We start from the raw sequence: 16,143 nt of genomic DNA, 5'->3' as shown, positions 1-16,143 counted from the left end.
CAAAATGGCCCCCCTTTCGTGCTACACGCCTGTGCGAGCACCAGTTTCATACGGACGGGGAGACAGGGACTTGCCGGAGGTCGCGAGGGAGTTCAGGGAGCTGCGGGTGGAGGTGGATGCGGCGGCGGCGGCAGCGGCGGGGACGGAGGTCCGCGCGGACGCTGAGCAGCTGGGAAAGCCGCTGACGCCGTTCCACGAGCGTCTGCTGGCCGAGGAGCTCACCATCAAGAGCTCGGACTCGCGCGAGCGGCTCGCGGGAGCGCTCGCCGAGGCGAAGGTGGATCTCAACCCCCACCAGCTCGAGGCCGCGTGCTTCGCGATGGATTCGCTGTCGCGTGGCGGCTGCATGCTGGCGGACGAGGTGGGGCTCGGGAAGACCATCGAGGCGGGCATGGTCATCGCCCAGCTCATGGCCGAGGGGAAGACGCGCATCCTGATCCTCGCCCCGGCCGTATTGCGGGCGCAGTGGAACAGCGAGCTGCGCGAGAAGTTCGACCTCGAGTCCGTGATGGTGGACGGCCGCACCGTGCGCGCCACGGGCAACTGCTTCGACCAGCCCTTCCCCGTCATCTGCTCGCACCCGTTCGCCGCCAACAAGGCGCAGCTGGTGGCGGAGATTCCCTGGGACGTCGTCATCATCGACGAGGCCCACCGCCTGCGGAACGCCTACCGCGCGGGCCACAAGACGGGCCAGGCGCTCCGCTCCGCGCTCAGCGGCCGTCCCAAGCTGCTGCTCACCGCCACGCCGCTGCAGAACGACCTGATGGAGCTGTTCGGGCTGGTGACGCTCCTGGACGAGCAGATCCTCGGCCCCGAGCACGCCTTCCGCAGCCGCTACCGGCTGGAGGCGGAGACGGGCGGGCTGCAGACGGACGCCGTCAACGAGCTCAAGGAGCGGCTGGCCCCCGTGGTGCAGCGCACGCTGCGCCGGCAGGTGCGCGAGTACGTCCGCTACACCAACCGCCGCTCCATCGTGGAGGACTTCGCGCCCTCCGCCGAGGAGCAGGATCTCTACGAGAAGGTCAGCGAGTACCTGCGGCGCTCCGAAGTGGCCGCCATCGAGCCGGGCAAGAAGACGCTGCTCACGCTCTGCTACCGCAAGCTGCTGGCCTCCTCCACGTACGCCATCGCCCCCACCCTGCGGCGGCTCGCGGACAACCTCGCCAAGCGCCTGGAGGCGGCGAAGCTGGGCCAGCGCGCCCTGGAGATGTTCGAGCCCGAGGAGGCCAAGCAGTACGTCGAGGAGCGCGAGGAGTGGTCGGATGACCCCGCCAAGCCCGTCAGCATCCGCACGCTCGAGAACGAGCAGTGGGAGCTGAAGCAGTACGCGGACCTGGCCGACTCCATCAAGGTGAACGCCAAGGGCGAGGCCCTCAAGCGCGCCCTGGACCGCACCTTCAAGGTGATGAAGGGACAGGGCTGGCCGGAGAAGGCGCTCATCTTCACCGAGTCCAAGCGCACGCAGCAGTACCTCTTCAACCTGCTGTCGGCCAACGGCTACGCGGGGAAGATCTCCCTGCTGTCCGGTGACGCGGGGGGAGGCCCGGAGGAGCGCCGCGCGCTCGTCACGGAGTTCCGCGAGAAGACGCAGATCCTCATCTGCACCGAGGCGGGCGCCGAGGGCCTCAACCTCCAGTTCTGCAACCTGGTGGTGAACTACGATCTGCCGTGGAACCCGCAGCGCGTGGAGCAGCGCATCGGCCGCTGCCACCGCTATGGCCAGCAGCGGGACGTGCTCGTCATCAACTTCCTCAACCGGCAGAACGCCGCGGACGCGCGGCTGTACGAGCTGCTGGAGAAGAAGCTGAACCTCTTCGACGGCGTGTTCGGCGCGTCGGATGAAATCCTGGGCGCGCTGGAGAGCGGCGTGGACTTCGAGCGGCGCATCCTGGACATCTACCAGTCCTGCCGCCACCCGGACGACATCAACAAGGCGTTCGACAAGCTGCGCTCGGACATGGAGGGGCGCATCAGCGCGCGCATGACGGAGGCGCGCTCGGTGCTGATGGAGCGCTTCGACGGGGACGTGCGGCGGCGGCTGCGCATGGCGGGCGCCGTGACGAAGGAGGCGCTGGAGAAGCGCCAGCAGGGGGCGCGGGCGCTGACGGGCTCGGTGCTGGGCAACAACAGCGCCTCGGGCCGGCTCCAGGTGGCCAAGGCGGCCTACGCGGTGCGCGACCGGACGCACGACGCCATCAACTACCTCCAGCTGAGCGCGGCGGAACTGCCGGCCCGACTGGCGCGGCTGGCGGGCAGCGAGGGCTGGTGGTTCGTCTACAAGTTCGAGACGACGGGCCTGAAGGCCGAGGAGAAGATGGTGCACCTGGTGCTGGTGCTGGAACGGGACGGCAAGGGCTTCCGGGCGCTGCCGCTCACGGACGGCGAGCACTTCGTGAAGCTGTCGGCCAAGGAGGAGCGGCGCCGGCAGCCGCCTCCGGTGTCGGTGTCGCTGATGCAGGAGCAGGCGCTGATGGCGGCCAAGGAGGAGATCCTCCGGGCGGCGGAGCGGCGCAACGCGCTGGAGCTGGACCTGGCGCGGGAGCGAGCGGACCGGTACGCGGAGGACTGCCTGCTGGAGTCGCGCGAGCAGGTGGAGAAGGCGCGCGAGGCCTGGCAGGAGGCGCGTAAGGTGGTGTGCGCGCAGGAGGACCCCGCGGAGCGAGTGAAGGCCCGAGGGCACGCGGAGCGGCTGGAGCGCGAGTACCGCAAGAAGCTGGCCTCGTTGCGCAACGAGGAAGAGAAGCGCTACGCGGCGAAGGACCGGCAGGTGGCGGACCTGGCCAACAAGTCGAAGGTGACGGAGAAGCGTTCGCTCATCGCCTCCGCCTACTTCTGGCTGTCCTGAGCCCTCAATCTCCCCTCTCCCTCCGGGAGAGGGTCGGGGTGAGGGTACCGGACTACCCTTCGGAGTTCCCTGGCGCCAGGGGCGTCAACCGGACCCAGGTGGCGCCCCATCCGCCGTCGGCCTCGGAAGCGGAGCGGAACGACTCGACCTCGGGCAGCTTCGGGAGGAGGGCCTGGACAGTGCGCCTCAGCGCGCCCGTCCCCTTGCCGTGGATGATGCGGACATCGAGTACGCCCTTCTGACGGCAGGCCCAGAGGTACTCGGAGACGACGTCCTTGACGTCGCGGGGGTGAAACAGATGCAGGTCGAGGTTCCCATCCAGGGGAACTTCCACCGGTGCTTCGGGGTCGAAATCGGGGTCGCCGTCGCTGTCCTGGTCAGGGCTGACCACGGCGCTCGAGCTCCAGCTGGCGCTGCTTGCGCTCCGCGTCAAGGCGGTGGCGCTCCTGGGCGTCGCGAAATTCGCTCTCCAAGGTGGAAATCTCGTTTCGCAGGGCGGCGAATTGTTTACGCACGTCTTCCCAGGTGTCGCTGGGTTGCTGGCGTTGAGCAGCCTCCTCGACGCCAGCGCCCGCCCCTCCGGACGCCGCCATGCGTGCCACGAGCGCTGCAACAAGGACCGATCTCATGACTGCCCTTCCAAGCAAGCCGCGTGCTCAGTCCAACGGGTGACCCACCTGCTACATCCCTCACCATAAGCGCACACCCGCATTGATCAAGAGTCCACAACGCCGGTGTTTCGAGTTCGCGACATGACGCTGCGCGCCAGGAGCACGGCGGACAGGGGAGCACTTCCTTCCGCTTTGTTGTTGAGCGTAACGAAAACGGGGCGCCCGGCCCCGAGGGCCGCGGCGGAGACGCGGGCGATGGCCTCGCGGGTGCGCACGTCCTCGTCCACCAGCTTGTCGAAGGGGAAGTAGCGCCGGCGGGCCTCCTCGTAGTCGAGGTTCGGCGGCAGCATCCAGCGCACCACCAGGGCTGGAGCGCTCAGCGCCCGGGTGCGCACGGCCTGCCGCTCCACGGGGGGCATGTTCTTCCAGGCGGCGAGCACCGGACACACCCCGACGTCCGAGAGCGCCTGGGCCAGGGCCTCCGTCAGGAGGGACTCGTTGCGGAACTCGACGGCGTAGAGGGGGCCGCGGGGCAGCGCCGCGAGGAAGGCGTGCAGCCGCTCCACGAAGGGCCCGCCCTCCCCGAGGTCCTCCGGATGTTGCGGGGGCAACTGGAAGACGAGCGGCCCGGCCTTGTCACCCAATCCCTCGACGAAGGGGGCCACCACCAGGTCCCGGGCGTAGGCGGCATCCAGGAAGCGGTCGTTGAGCTGACCGCGCAGGTCACCATAGCGCTGGTGCACGGGCCAGCGCGCGAGCGTACAGGCCTCGTGGGCCTTCACGAGGAAGCGGAAGCCAGGGGGCACCTGCTCGGCGTACTCGGCGAAGGTGGAGGCGGGAATGGGAGCGTAGAAGGTCCGGTCCACGCCCACGGTGCGCAGCACGGGGTGCCGGGAGTACGCGGCGAGCCCCTCGCGGGCGAGGCGTGCCGCGGTGGCCTCGCGGTCGTAGACGATGGCCTTCCAGCCCGGGAACGACCAGGAGGAGGTGCCCAGGTGCAAACCCGGGGGAAGGTGCTCACCGAGCGCCCTCACGTCCTCGGGTTGCTCGGCGGGGCCCACGGGCTCCTCGTGCCCGCGCCGGCGCCCACGGGGCGGCGTGGGGCTGGGGGCTCCGGTGAAGAGGTCGAGCTGCGACGGATCTCTGTCTGGCATGGAGTGCTCCGGCGTACCTGATTTCAAAAGTACGCCGGAACAGGCTAACTTCCAAGGTCGAGTCGCGGAAAAAAAGAAGGCCGCCAGCCCCACGAGGAGACAGGCGGCACGAGTCCACGTGAGTGGACGGAGAGGGCTACACCTTCAAGCGGATGGCGCCGGGCAGGATGGAGATGCGGCAGGGCAGCTTGCCGGGCACCTCGCCATCCATCTCCAGGAGGACGTCCTGATCGCTCTCGGCCTCGAGGGTGCGGCACTGGAGGTAGCGCGTCTTGTTCCAGGTGATGTGGTCACCGTTGTAGACGCCCTTGGACTTGATGACGAAGTCGTGCACGCCGTAGTCGCGCCAGATGGTGAGCTCGAAGAGCCCGTCATGGGTGATGGCCTTGGGAGCCACGCACATGCCACTGCCGAAGTAGCGCCCGTTGGACACGGCGACGACGGTGATGCCCAGCTCCTCGGGCTCGCCGCCGTCCACGCGCAGACGCACGCGGCGGTCCTTGTACCTCGCCATCGTCTTGACCGTGCCCCAGACGAAGCTCAGGTTGCCGCCGAGCGCCTTGCTGCCGGTGTTGACCTCGTGGGCCACCTCCGCGCTCACGCCGAAGGAGGCGATGTTGGCGAAGTAGCGCGACTCCTTCTGGCCCTGGTGGTTGACGTACTCGGCCAGCCCCACGTCGAAGGGCTCGGTCTTGTCGGAGCGCAGCCGCGCCAGGGCCGAGTCCAGCTCCAGGTCCCACCCGAAGGCACGCCGGAAGTCGCCGCCAGTGCCCCGGGGGATGAGCCCCAGGGCGGCCTGGGGGTTGATGGCCTTGCCGTCGGCGAAGAAGCCGTTGACGACCTCGTTGACGGTGCCGTCACCGCCCACCGCGGCGACGCACTCGTAGCCATCCAAGAGCGCCTGGCGCGTCAGCCGCGTCGCGTCCATGGCGCCCTCGGTGAACCCGAAGCCGAAGTCACCGATCGCCCGGGTCACATGGCCAGAGATCTCGGCCCACCGCTTGCCCGTCTGTCCACCGGCACTGCGCGGGTTCACCACGAGGAACGTCTTCATCGCCTGGAATCCCCCTGGCCTACTTCTGCGGCAGCGGCACGGGGCGCACGTGGACCTCGCGCAGCTGCCTGTCGTCCACGTCGCCCGGCGCGCCCGTCATCAGGTCCGTGCCCATCTTCGTCTTGGGGAACGGGATGACGTCACGCAGGGACTCGGCGCCGGTCAGCAGCATCACCAGCCGGTCCATGCCCAGCGCGATGCCACCGTGCGGCGGCGCGCCGAACTTGAGCGCGTCCAGGAGGAAGCCGAACTTCGTCTTCGCCTCCTCGTCCGAGATGCCCAGCGCCTTGAACACCTCCGCCTGCACCTTCGGATCATGCAGACGGATGGAGCCGCCGCCGATCTCGAAGCCGTTGAGCACCACGTCGTAGCGGTGGCACTTCACGCGGCCCGGATCCGTCAGCAGGTACTCCACGTCCTCGTCGTGCGGCCGGGTGAAGGCGTGGTGCGCGGCCGCCCACGTCTTGGTCTCCTCGTCGTACTCGAAGAGGGGCGGGTTGACGACCCAGAGGAACTTCCACACGCCGCCGCTGCCGTACTCGGGGATGAGCCCGAGCTTCTTGGCCACGTGCACGCGCAGGTTCGCCATCACCGTGTGCACCAGCGACTCGCGGCCGAACTGGAACAGGATGAGGTCGCCCGTCTTCGCGTTGCACGCCTGGTTGATGGCCTGGCGCAGCGCCGGGGTGATCGTCTTGGACAGGGGCGACTGCGTCCACTCACCGCCCTCGGCCACCTTGGCACGCGCCAGTCCCTTGGCGCCGTTCTGCTTGGCGAACTCCTCCAGCTTGTCGCTCTCCGCGCGGCTCATCGGCTTGTCCGCGGGCAGCACCATGGCCTTGACGATGCCGCCCTGCTCCACCGCCTCCCAGATCATCGGCACGCCGCCCGCGGCGCCATGCTGGCGGATGAGATCCGTCAGCACGATGTGCTCCAGTCCGAAGCGCAGGTCCGGCTTGTCGTTGCCGTACTTCGCCATGGACTCGTCGAAGTTCATCCGCATGAACGGCGTGGGGATGTCGATGCCCAGCACCTCGCCCCACAGCCGCTTGAGCAGGCCCTCGATGATGGAGAAGATGTCGTCCTGGGTGACGAAGCTCATCTCCACGTCGATCTGCGTGAACTCGGGCTGCCGGTCCAGACGCAGGTCCTCGTCGCGGAAGCACTTGACGATCTGGAAGTAGCGGTCGAAGCCCGCCACCATGAAGAGCTGCTTGTAGAGCTGGGGGCTCTCGGCCAGGGCGTAGAACTTGCCCGGGTTGAGCCGGCTGGGGACGAGGAAGTTGCGCGCGCCGCCCGGCGTGTACTTGCCCATGAAGGGCGTCTCCAGCTCCAGGAAGCGGTTGTCCACCATGTACGAGCGGGTGATCGCGTTCATCTTCGAGCGCGTCATCAGCGTCTGCTGGAGCGGCCGACGGCGCAGGTCCAGGAAGCGGTACGCCAGGCGCTTCTCCTCCGCCGTGTCCACGTTGTCCTCGACGAGGAACGGCGTGGGCTCGGAGCGGTTGAAGATGGTGAGGTCCGAGGCCTTGATCTCGATCTCACCCGTCTTGAGCTTGGGGTTCACCTGGGCGCCGCGCGAGACGACCTTGCCCTTGATACCGATGCAGTACTCGAGCCGCAGCTGACCGGCCAGCTCGTGGGCCTCCTTGGCGATGTCCGGCTCGAAGACCACCTGCGTGAGACCCTCACGGTCTCGCAGATCGATGAAGACCGCGCCGCCGTGGTCTCGCCGGTTCTGCACCCAGCCGAAGAGGACGACTTCCTCACCGATGTTCGCCTTGGTGAGCTGCCCGCAAGTATGAGTACGCTTGACCTCGGTGATGAACGGGACCGCCATGACACCGCCTGTTACAGAGGGGTTGGAAGGGCGGGACCATAGAGAGCGTGGAAACGACGCGTCAAGGAATCCGAGAAGGCGCCGGGCAACCCGCCTGACCCGGCCCCCCGGCTTCTGATGGCCACCGGACCCGTAGTATGAAGGGCGACATGGTCCGAAAGCTGACAGCCGCCGCCGCGCTCGCGACGCTCGCCGTCTCGTGCGCGCCGGAAACCCAGACGCCCGTGAAGGTCCGTGCGCTCGTGCGCTCCAGTGATGGGCAGTACGCCCCCCTGGAGGTGGAGCTCAAGACGGTCACCGACATCGTCGCCCTCGAGGGCACGGTGATCCGGTTCCAGGGGGGAGCGAACATCCGCCTGGACTCGCGAGATCCCGAGGCCCAGGCCGCCACCACCGACGAAGCGCTGGAGCGCGCGCTGGTGAAGGAGGAGGGGCACCGCGTCACCGCCAGCTACATCGCCGATGAGGCGGGCGTGCTGTGGCCGGCGGACTTCCACACGTGGAACCTCGTCACCACGTACTACAACTTCGAGCGCGCCTGGGACTACTTCACCACCACCGCCGAGGTGAAGAAGGAGGAGCTGCCCCAGACGACGGTGTACTACTTCCCCGAGTTCGTCCTGGCCGACTCGAGCGAGAAGCCGCAGCGCGACAACGCCCTCTTCTTCGCGCCGACGCGCTCCTTCATGGTGCTGCCCTTCGAGACCGTCCAGAAGGCGCCGCTGGCCATCAACGCCTCCATCCTCACCCACGAGTACGCGCACCTGGTCTTCAACCGCCGCGTGTATGACGGCCGCGGCATCCCCGAGCCCATCGCCGCCTGGACGATCGGCGGGGGCTCGCCCACCCCGGGCCTCAACGTCATCAAGTCGCTGGACGAGGGCCTGGCGGACTTCCACGCCTACGTGGCCTCGTGCAGGTCGAGCTTCGGCTGCAACACGCGCGTGCTGGACTCCTCCTTCGAGGGCAGGCCCGTGGAGGATCGCGACCTGTCGCAGAACTGGTGCATGAGCAAGGAGCTGCGGGATTTGATGTTCTCCGGCAACTTCAGCGTGTTCTCCGGCCGCGAGTACCAGGTGGGCACCATCCTCGCGAGCGCGCTCGTCAAGGCCTCCGGGTCGGACGCCGACCGGCAGGTGCTGGCTCGCGCGGTGGCGGCGGCCTACTCGGATACCAACCCGCTGAAGTACGGCCTCAACCAGCTGGCGCGCAACGCCCTGAACAGGCAGGAGGATTTCTCCCTGGGCGCCGCCGCCCGCTCCATCGTCCAGCACATTCCCGCTGGCAACGTCGACCTGAAGCAGAGGGTGTGCACCCGGCTCGTCACCCACCTGCAGCTTTCCATCGAGGAGCTCTCCGCGGGACAGGACGCCTGCCCGCAGAGCACCACCACCTCCGACGCCTGCCCCCCGATCGCCCAATGAAAACCGTTGCCGCGCACTCCTGGCTCCTGTCCTGCCTCCTCGGGGGGCTCGCCCTCGCCACGCCCGCGCTCGGGCAGGATGACGACGACAAGCCCTACGCCTACCCGGATGAAGAAGAGTCCGAAAAGGAGGACACCTCGCAGCGCCGGCGCCGCGCCGAGCCCGAGGACACAGTGGACGATTTCCGCCGGGTCTCCGAGGAGGACGGCGAGGAGGGGAAGTTCGAGCACCTGGCGGGCCTGGACGACCCGAACACCGGCATCGCGTTCGAGGTGCTCGGTGGCGCGATGCTGCTGAGCAGCCCGCGCGGGCAGCTCGTCGACCTCCTGCCGGCCGTGGGCGGGCGCTTCACCTGGGAGTTCGGGCGCATCCTCAACGTGGAGCCGCTGCGCGAGGCGCTCTGGTTCGACGTGCGCTACACCTACGCCGGGGTGCGCGAGGGCACGGCGCTCATCATCGGCGACACGCGGCTGCACTACGCCTCCATCGCCCCCGCGTACGAGCTGACCTTCGGGGAGAGCAAGGACTACGGCGTCTACGCCCAGGTGGGCGGAGGCATCGTGTGGGAGCACACCGCGTTGGAGGTGGGTGGCAAGGTGACGCCGGTGGACGGCATCAAGTCCCTCATCCAGTACGGCGTGGGCCTGCGGGGCCGCACGCCCCTGTCCTCGGAGTCCAACCTGCGGCTGGCCTGGCGCGTGGAGCTGATGCGCTTCCGTCGCGGATACATGGACGACACCTTCCTGGGCGCCAGCGTCGGCACCGCGTTCTAGAACCCCGGGGCGGGCCGTTCGACCGGCCATGCCCCGCGGTGCAATAGGCACCCGCGATCGGGGAAAACTTTTCCCCTTTCGGGCCCTCCTTCGCCTCTGTGTTGGACTTCTCCCCCCGCAACCCCGCGATTCCACGAGGGTCACCACTGGCATGCCCGCTGCTTTGGGCTCTGGCATCGGTCAGGCGAGTCTGGTTGGGAGGCGAGGGATGAAGGACGTACCGAAGCGACACCTGGACCCCGTGTGCGGCAAGAACCTGGAGGCACCCGAGGGTCGTCCGTCCACGGAGTACAAGAAGCGAAAGTATTTCTTCTGCTCGGAGCGGTGCCGCACGGCGTTCGAGCGGCAGGCGGAACGGTTCCGCATGAACGACCTGGCACGGGCGGGTGCCCTGCTGACGCCAGGACGGGTGCGCTGGGGCATTGCCTGAGGGACACGTACCCTCACCCCAGCCCTCTCCCGGAGGGAGAGGGAGCGTCAGGCGGCGACGCGCAGATCCTTCAGCTTGAGGGACAGTCGACGCTGGCCCCGGAAGGTGTCGAAGCTGGCCTGGAAGGCCAGGTCCACAGGCCCCTCCGTGAGCGCCAGCCGATCCGCCATGCCGAAGCCAATGGCGTCCACGCTGGGCGCGTCCACCAGGGCCAGCTTGAGGTGACCAGCACCGCCCGACTTGTGCGGTAGCACGCGCGGGCGGGCCACCTGGTGGCGCAGCACCAGCACGGGCTCGGGATTGCCCTGTCCGAAGGGTCCGAGCTTCTGCAGGGCCTCCACCGCGGGCTCGTCCAGCTCGCGCACGCCCACCACCGCGTCCACCTTGCAGCGCGCAATCAGGTCCTCCGGCGTCAGCCGCTGCCGGGCGATGCGCTCGAAGGCCTCGCGGAAGGCGGGCAGGTGCTTGGCCTCCACCGTGAGGCCGGCCGCGTGCTTGTGCCCACCGAAGCGGGCCAGCATGTCCGCGCAGCCACTGAGCGCGTCGTACAGGTGGAAGCCCTCGATGCTGCGCGCCGAGCCCTTCCCCACCCCGTCCTTCACCCCCACCATGACGGTGGGCCGGTGGTAGCGCTCCACCACGCGCGAGGCGACGATGCCGATGACGCCCGGGTGCCAGCCGTCCGCGTAGAGGACGAAGCCCCGCGCCTGCTCGGCCCGCTCCGCCGCCTGGGCGAGCGCCTCGGTGAGGATTCCGCTCTCGATGGCCTGCCGCTCCGCATTGGCGTGGTCCAACACCTTCGCCAGCGAGCGCGCCGCGTCGAGCGAGTCGGAGCACAGCAGTTGCAACCCCAGGGACGCGTCATGCAGCCGGCCCGCGGCGTTGATGCGGGGCCCGAGCCGGAAGCCCACCTGCCCGGCGGTCACGGGGCTGTCCGCGTCCAGGCCGGCCACCTCCTTGAGGGCGCGCACGCCATGGCGGCGGCCCGCCGACAGCTCCTGCAGGCCGTGGTGCACGAGGATGCGGTTGGCGCCCGTGAGGGGCACCACGTCCGCCACCGTGGCCATGGCCACCAGGTCCAACAGCGCCTTGAGGTTGGGCTCCTTGCGGGTGGCGAACCAGCCGTCCTCGCGCAGCTTCTTGCGCAACCCCATGCAGAGGTTGAAGGCCACGCCGGCGGCGCACAGGTGCTTGGTGGGGTACTCGCAGCCGGGCTGGTGCGGGTTGAGCACCGCCACGGCCGGGGGCAGCGTGGGCGGCACCGTGTGGTGATCCACCACCACCACGTCCAGGCCCAGGTCCCTGGCCCTGGAAATCTCCGCCACCGAGGTGACGCCGCAGTCGAGCGTCACCAGCACCCGGGTGCCCTCCGCGGCGATCTTCTCCACCGCCTGGAGGTTGAGGCCGTAGCCCTCGTCCAACCGGTGGGGGATGTACGTGGCCGGCCGGGCGCCCAGCTCCCGGAGGAACAGGGCCAGCAGCGAGGTGGAGCACACCCCGTCCACGTCATAGTCCCCGTAGAGGGTGATGCTCTCCTTCTCGCGGATGGCGCGGAAGAGCCGCTCCACGGCGGCGACCATGCCCTTCATCCGGAACGGATCGGGCAGATCCGCCAGCTTGTCGGACAGGAAGGCCGAGGCGGCCTCGGGCGTGCGCAACCCGCGGTGCACCAGCACGCGCGCGGAGAGCGGATGCAGCCCGAGCTCCACGGCCAGTGACGCGGCCTGCTCCTGGGGCACCTCCGGCATCAACCAACGCACGTTCGCATCTCCTCCTCGGGGGCCCTCCAGGGGCGCCCGGGATAGAAATCCACCCTCAGTCTACCTCGGAAGTCTCTGCGTGGGAACCCGACCTGGTGCTCGTCCCTCCGGCCCTGGGACGAGCAGGCGGACGAGCGTTCCTGGGATGCCCTCCGGGCGCACGCGTTGCGACGGATGCACAGCTTGAAATGCACAGCATCGGACAAGGAGATCTGCATGACACTCAGGGGCATCCGGATGGCGGCCCTGGCGCTCGGGGTGGGAGTGGCCGGTACCGCGATGGCACAGGACGGGTATCCGAGGCAAGGAGATGTGAACGTCTTCGTGGACGGCGGCATTGGCGGGTACACGGGCGATCTCGGCGGACTGACGGCCACGGGACCCACGTGGGGCGTCACCCTCAACCTCCAACCCTTCAAGATGCTGGGCTTCGAGGTGGGTTACGACGGTTCGAAGAACGACGTGACGGACGACCGCTTCCGTGCCGCCGACGCCCCCTCCTTCATCCGCCATGGCGCGAGCAGCCTGGTGAAGCTGTCGCCGCCCATGGAGCGCATCCGCCCCTTCGTGGGAGGCGGGCTCGGCGTCTCCTACGTCTACGCGCGGGGCGCGCAGGCCGGTGGCCCGTACGAGTCGGACCTGATGGAGGAGATTCCCCTGTCGGCGGGCGTCGAGTTCAACACCGGAGCGCTGACGGCGGGCCTCCGGGGCACCTACCGGATCCTCGTGGATGACGGCTTCGCGGACGCGGCGGTGCCGGGTGACGCGAGTGGCGGCCTGCTGGACGCCAGCCTCACGGTGGGTGGCCGCTTCTGACGCGCGGCCCCTGAAACACCGAAGGCCCTCGACCCCGCGGTGACGCGGAGCACGAGGGCCTTTGGTGCGCACTCAGCCGCCCCTCATCCCGGGGTGGCCTGCTGCTTCATCCCCCCACCCTTCTGACCCTCGCGAGCGGCGCGCTCGTCGAGCCAGATGGTGAGCGGGCTGGCGATGTACACGGACGAGTACGTGCCGACCACGATGCCGACGAGCATCGCCCAGGCGAAGTCGCGGATCTCTCCCACGGAGAAGATGAGCAGACCGACGAGCGAGAGCGCCGTGACGCCCGAGGTGAGGATGGTGCGGGCCAGGGTGTCGTTGACGGCGATGTTGATGACCTCCGCCAGCGGCTTGCCCTGGAACTTGGCCATGTCCTCGCGGATGCGGTCGTAGATGACGATGGTGTCGTTGACCGAGTAGCCCACGATGGTCAGCAGCGCCGCGATGGCGGTGAGGCTGAACTCGGCGCGGGTCACCAGGTAGAAGCCGGCCACCATCACCACGTCATGGAGCATGGCCGCGAGCGCGCCGGGGCCGAACTTGAAGTCGAACCGGAACGCCACGTAGATGAGGATGGCGACCATGGAGTACAGCAGCGCCATGACGCCGCGGTTGCGCAGCTGCTTGCCGACCTGAGGGCCCACGTACTCCGTGCGGCGCATCTCGAAGTCCGCCTTGCCTCCCTCCGCGCCCGTCTCCAGCGCGCTGTGGATGCGGTCCGCCATGCCGCTGGCGACGACCTGGTAGTCGAAGCCACCGGACTGCGACTGGCCCAGCTCGCGCACCTCTTCCACGCCCGTGCCCGTGCCCTCCACCGCCTTGCGGACCTGATCGGCGGTGAGCGGCTGCTCGGAGCGGAAGTTGATGATGCCGTTGGCCAGGTCCGCCACCACGTTCTTCATGGGACCCAGGGCCTTGATGGCGTTCTCGGCCTTGCCCGCGCTCTCCTCGGTGAGCTGCGTCACGCCGCCCAGCCGCAGGAGGAACGAGTTCTCCTCGGCCGCGCCGATGCTCTGCACCGACACGTCGTGCAGCCCGCCGGCCTCGGCGCGCTTGCGCACATCCGCCGCGGACACGGGGTGGTTGAACTTCACCTCCACCACCGTACCGCCGGCGAAGTCCACGCCGAAGTTGAACCCGAAGACGGCGATGCCCACCAGGATGGCCAGGTTCAACGCCGTGGAGATGAAGAGGGCCGGCTTGCGCTTGCCGATGAAGTCGATGTTCGTCTTGTGCTTGAGGATCTGCATCTGCTGTTCCCCCGGGCCCGTTTAGACGGACACCGTCTGCGCGTTACGGCCGTGAACGAAGTAGGTCATGATGACGCGCGTCACGAGGATGGACGTGAAGAGCGACGCCAGCAGGCCGATGATGAGCGTGGTGGCGAAACCGCGCACCGGGCCCGTTCCCGTGAAGAAGAGGATGAAGCCGGCGATGAGCGCGGTGACGTGGGCGTCGAAGATGGTCCAGAAGGCGCGGTCATAGCCCTGGTCCACCGCGGCGCGCACCGTCTTGCCGTGGCCGATCTCCTCGCGGATGCGCTCGTTGATGAGCACGTTGGCATCCACCGCGATGCCCAGTGTCAGCACGAAGCCGGCGATGCCCGGCAGCGTCAGCGTGGCGTTGAAGAGCGCCAGGCCGCCCAGGATGAGCAGGCCGTTGAGCAGCAGCGCCACGTCCGCGATGATGCCCGCGCCCTTGTAGTAGATGGCCATGAAGGCGATGACGAGCGCCAGGCCCACCAGCGCCGACAGGCTGCCCTTGCGGATGAGCTCGTCGCCCAGCGCGGCACCCACCTGGCGGATCTCACCGGTGGTCACCGGCGCCGGCAGCGCGCCCGCCTTGAGGGCCAGCGCCAGCGTCTGCGCGTCCGACAGCCACTCCTGCAGGGGACGGCCACCCGCGCGGCCCATGGTGATGCGCGCCCGGCCACCGCCGATGCGCTCGTTGATGCGCGGCGCCGACTGCACGTAGTCGTCCAGCACGATGGCCATGCGCCGGCCCGTGCCCTTCTCGGTGAGCTGCTCGAACTCGCGCGCGCCGGCCGCGTCGAAGCTGACGTTCACCTCCGGCTCGTTGAGCTGGCTGAGCGAGGCATCCGCGCCCGTCAGGCTCTCGCCCGTCAGTGGCACGTTCTTCTCCACCAGGAAGGTGCGGTAGCTGTCGCACACGCCCTTCTTCGTCGCGCTGGGCACGCACTCGAGCAGCACCTCGCGGCCCTCGGGCGTCTTGCCCTTGAAGTACTCCAGCAGCGCCTCGCGGTTGGGGCCCTGCAGCTGCGGGAAGCCCTCGCTGTTGGTCAGCGTGATGTTGCTGCCCTCGGGAGGAGGATTCTGCTGGATGACCTGCCCGAAGAAATCGGTCGAGTCGTCCACCATGCGGAACTCGAGCTGCGCCGTGGTGCCCACCAGCTCCTTGGCCTGCTCCGGGTCATTGCGGCCCGGCAGGGAGATCTGGATGGCGTCGGTGCCCAGCTTGCGCACGTCCACCTCGGCCACGCCCCACTTGTCGATGCGGCGGCGGATGACGAGCATCGCCTGGTCCACCGACTCCTCGCGGAAGCGGTTCACCTGGCCCTCGTCCGGCGCGAGCGTCAGCTTCGCCCCGTCACGCGCCACCCGGACGAAGTCGGTGAAGGTGGCGAGCACCTCCTTCTCGATGGCGTCCATGGTGGCCGGATCCTGCGCCGTCAGCGTCATCTGCAGCGCCTGGGGATCCGTGTCCACGGACACCTGGCCCAGCTGCTTCTCGTTGATGTAGCGGGCGATCTGATCACCCCGGCGCTCGGTCCGCTTCTGGAGCGCCGTCTTGGTGTCCACCCGCATCACCATGTGGATGCCGCCCTGCAGGTCCAGCCCCAGGTTGATGCGGTACTTGGCGGGGGGAGCCCACTTGGGCAGGCGCTGCTCGAGCAGCGCCAGGTTGTTGCGCTCGCTCTTGTCGAGCACGAACATCGAATAATAGGAGGGGATGAGGAACCACACGGTCAGCAGCGTCACGCCGATGACCAGGCCCAACCTCCAGTACCAGCCGCGGTCCATTACTTCTCCTCCTTCTTCTCTTCGGTCTTGGCGGCCGCCGTCGGCTCGCTCACCGCGAACCGGCCCGCCACGGACGACTTGAGCACGCGGATGCGGACCCCGGTGGCCACCTCGAGCGTTACCTCGCGCTCGGAGACGACCTGGATGCGCCCGATGATTCCACCCTGGGTGATGACCTCATCACCCTTCTTCAGCCCGGAGAGCAGCTCGCGGTGCGCCTTCATCTGCTTCTGCTGGGGGCGAATCATCACGAAATACATGATGGCGAACAGGCCGATGATGAAGACGATGTTCATCATCCCGCCGGGTCCGCCCGCTGCCTGGGCGAGGATCAGAAAGCTGTCTGCCACAAACCGCCTCGTTGCTTGGAAAGGGTTCGGCCCCACCGCCGT

Annotated in this window: 14 protein-coding genes; 5 read left to right on the top strand and 9 right to left on the bottom strand. The window is 68.5% G+C overall.

The genetic code is table 11. From position 1 onward, the window contains the following. Positions 1–4 precede the first annotated feature (4 nt). On the top strand, positions 5–2,845 hold the full coding sequence (locus tag JRI60_RS20170; RefSeq protein WP_430384391.1) for an SNF2-related protein: 2,841 nt from the start codon (positions 5–7) through the stop codon (positions 2,843–2,845). Positions 2,846–2,897: 52 nt separating this feature from the next. Here the strand turns inward: JRI60_RS20170 and JRI60_RS20165 are convergent, their stop codons facing one another. The 5 genes from JRI60_RS20165 to aspS form a co-directional block, all read right to left on the bottom strand. After that, positions 2,898–3,236, bottom strand: a complete 339-nt coding sequence (locus tag JRI60_RS20165) for a Smr/MutS family protein (RefSeq protein WP_204227481.1) — start codon at positions 3,234–3,236, stop codon at positions 2,898–2,900. After that, complete coding sequence (locus JRI60_RS20160; RefSeq protein ID WP_204227480.1) at positions 3,223–3,474, bottom strand: hypothetical protein; 252 nt, start codon at positions 3,472–3,474, stop codon at positions 3,223–3,225. The genes JRI60_RS20165 and JRI60_RS20160 overlap by 14 nt, the downstream gene beginning before the upstream one ends. 86 nt (positions 3,475–3,560) lie before the next feature. Continuing rightward, positions 3,561–4,610, bottom strand: a complete 1,050-nt coding sequence (locus tag JRI60_RS20155; protein WP_204227479.1) for a DUF72 domain-containing protein — start codon at positions 4,608–4,610, stop codon at positions 3,561–3,563. Between the two features lie 136 nt (positions 4,611–4,746). After that, the gene (locus JRI60_RS20150; protein ID WP_204227478.1) at positions 4,747–5,664 is read right to left on the bottom strand and encodes a diacylglycerol/lipid kinase family protein; all 918 of its coding nucleotides are present in this window, start codon (positions 5,662–5,664) and stop codon (positions 4,747–4,749) included. Between the two features lie 19 nt (positions 5,665–5,683). Then, a complete protein-coding gene (gene aspS / locus JRI60_RS20145) occupies positions 5,684–7,504 on the bottom strand; it encodes an aspartate--tRNA ligase (RefSeq protein ID WP_204227477.1) in 1,821 nt (606 codons plus the stop codon). 149 nt (positions 7,505–7,653) lie between these two features. Between aspS and JRI60_RS20140 the strand changes: the two genes are divergently transcribed. From JRI60_RS20140 to JRI60_RS20130, 3 genes are all read left to right on the top strand, one after another. Then, positions 7,654–8,928: a hypothetical protein gene (locus JRI60_RS20140; RefSeq protein ID WP_204227476.1), complete on the top strand. Its 1,275-nt coding sequence runs from the start codon at positions 7,654–7,656 to the stop codon at positions 8,926–8,928. Continuing rightward, positions 8,925–9,701: a hypothetical protein gene (locus tag JRI60_RS20135; RefSeq protein WP_204227475.1), complete on the top strand. Its 777-nt coding sequence runs from the start codon at positions 8,925–8,927 to the stop codon at positions 9,699–9,701. Before JRI60_RS20140 ends, JRI60_RS20135 begins: the two co-directional genes overlap by 4 nt. A 208-nt stretch (positions 9,702–9,909) precedes the next feature. After that, on the top strand, positions 9,910–10,131 hold the full coding sequence (locus tag JRI60_RS20130; protein WP_204227474.1) for a YHS domain-containing protein: 222 nt from the start codon (positions 9,910–9,912) through the stop codon (positions 10,129–10,131). Positions 10,132–10,178: 47 nt separating this feature from the next. Here JRI60_RS20130 and recJ read toward each other — a convergent pair whose 3' ends face one another. After that, a complete protein-coding gene (gene recJ / locus JRI60_RS20125) occupies positions 10,179–11,891 on the bottom strand; it encodes a single-stranded-DNA-specific exonuclease RecJ (RefSeq protein WP_204227473.1) in 1,713 nt (570 codons plus the stop codon). A 216-nt stretch (positions 11,892–12,107) separates the two neighbouring features. On the opposite strand from recJ, the gene JRI60_RS20120 reads away from it, so the two are divergent. Then, positions 12,108–12,707: a hypothetical protein gene (locus JRI60_RS20120; RefSeq protein WP_204227472.1), complete on the top strand. Its 600-nt coding sequence runs from the start codon at positions 12,108–12,110 to the stop codon at positions 12,705–12,707. 83 nt (positions 12,708–12,790) lie between these two features. Here the strand turns inward: JRI60_RS20120 and secF are convergent, their stop codons facing one another. Genes secF through yajC form a run of 3 tightly spaced genes read right to left on the bottom strand, consistent with a single transcriptional unit; the run spans position 12,791 to position 16,101 of the window. Continuing rightward, positions 12,791–13,960, bottom strand: coding sequence for a protein translocase subunit SecF (gene secF / locus JRI60_RS20115; RefSeq protein WP_204227471.1), 1,170 nt, complete (start codon positions 13,958–13,960; stop codon positions 12,791–12,793). Positions 13,961–13,981: 21 nt separating this feature from the next. Next, complete coding sequence (gene secD / locus JRI60_RS20110) at positions 13,982–15,751, bottom strand: protein translocase subunit SecD (protein ID WP_204227470.1); 1,770 nt, start codon at positions 15,749–15,751, stop codon at positions 13,982–13,984. Then, the gene (gene yajC / locus JRI60_RS20105) at positions 15,751–16,101 is read right to left on the bottom strand and encodes a preprotein translocase subunit YajC (protein WP_204227469.1); all 351 of its coding nucleotides are present in this window, start codon (positions 16,099–16,101) and stop codon (positions 15,751–15,753) included. The genes secD and yajC overlap by 1 nt, the downstream gene beginning before the upstream one ends. Positions 16,102–16,143: the final 42 nt, after the last annotated feature.

Origin of the sequence: Archangium violaceum (genome assembly GCF_016887565.1) — a bacterium.
Taxonomy (GTDB): Bacteria; Myxococcota; Myxococcia; order Myxococcales; family Myxococcaceae; genus Archangium; species Archangium violaceum_B.
This window is presented reverse-complemented; position numbering and strand designations above follow the sequence as displayed.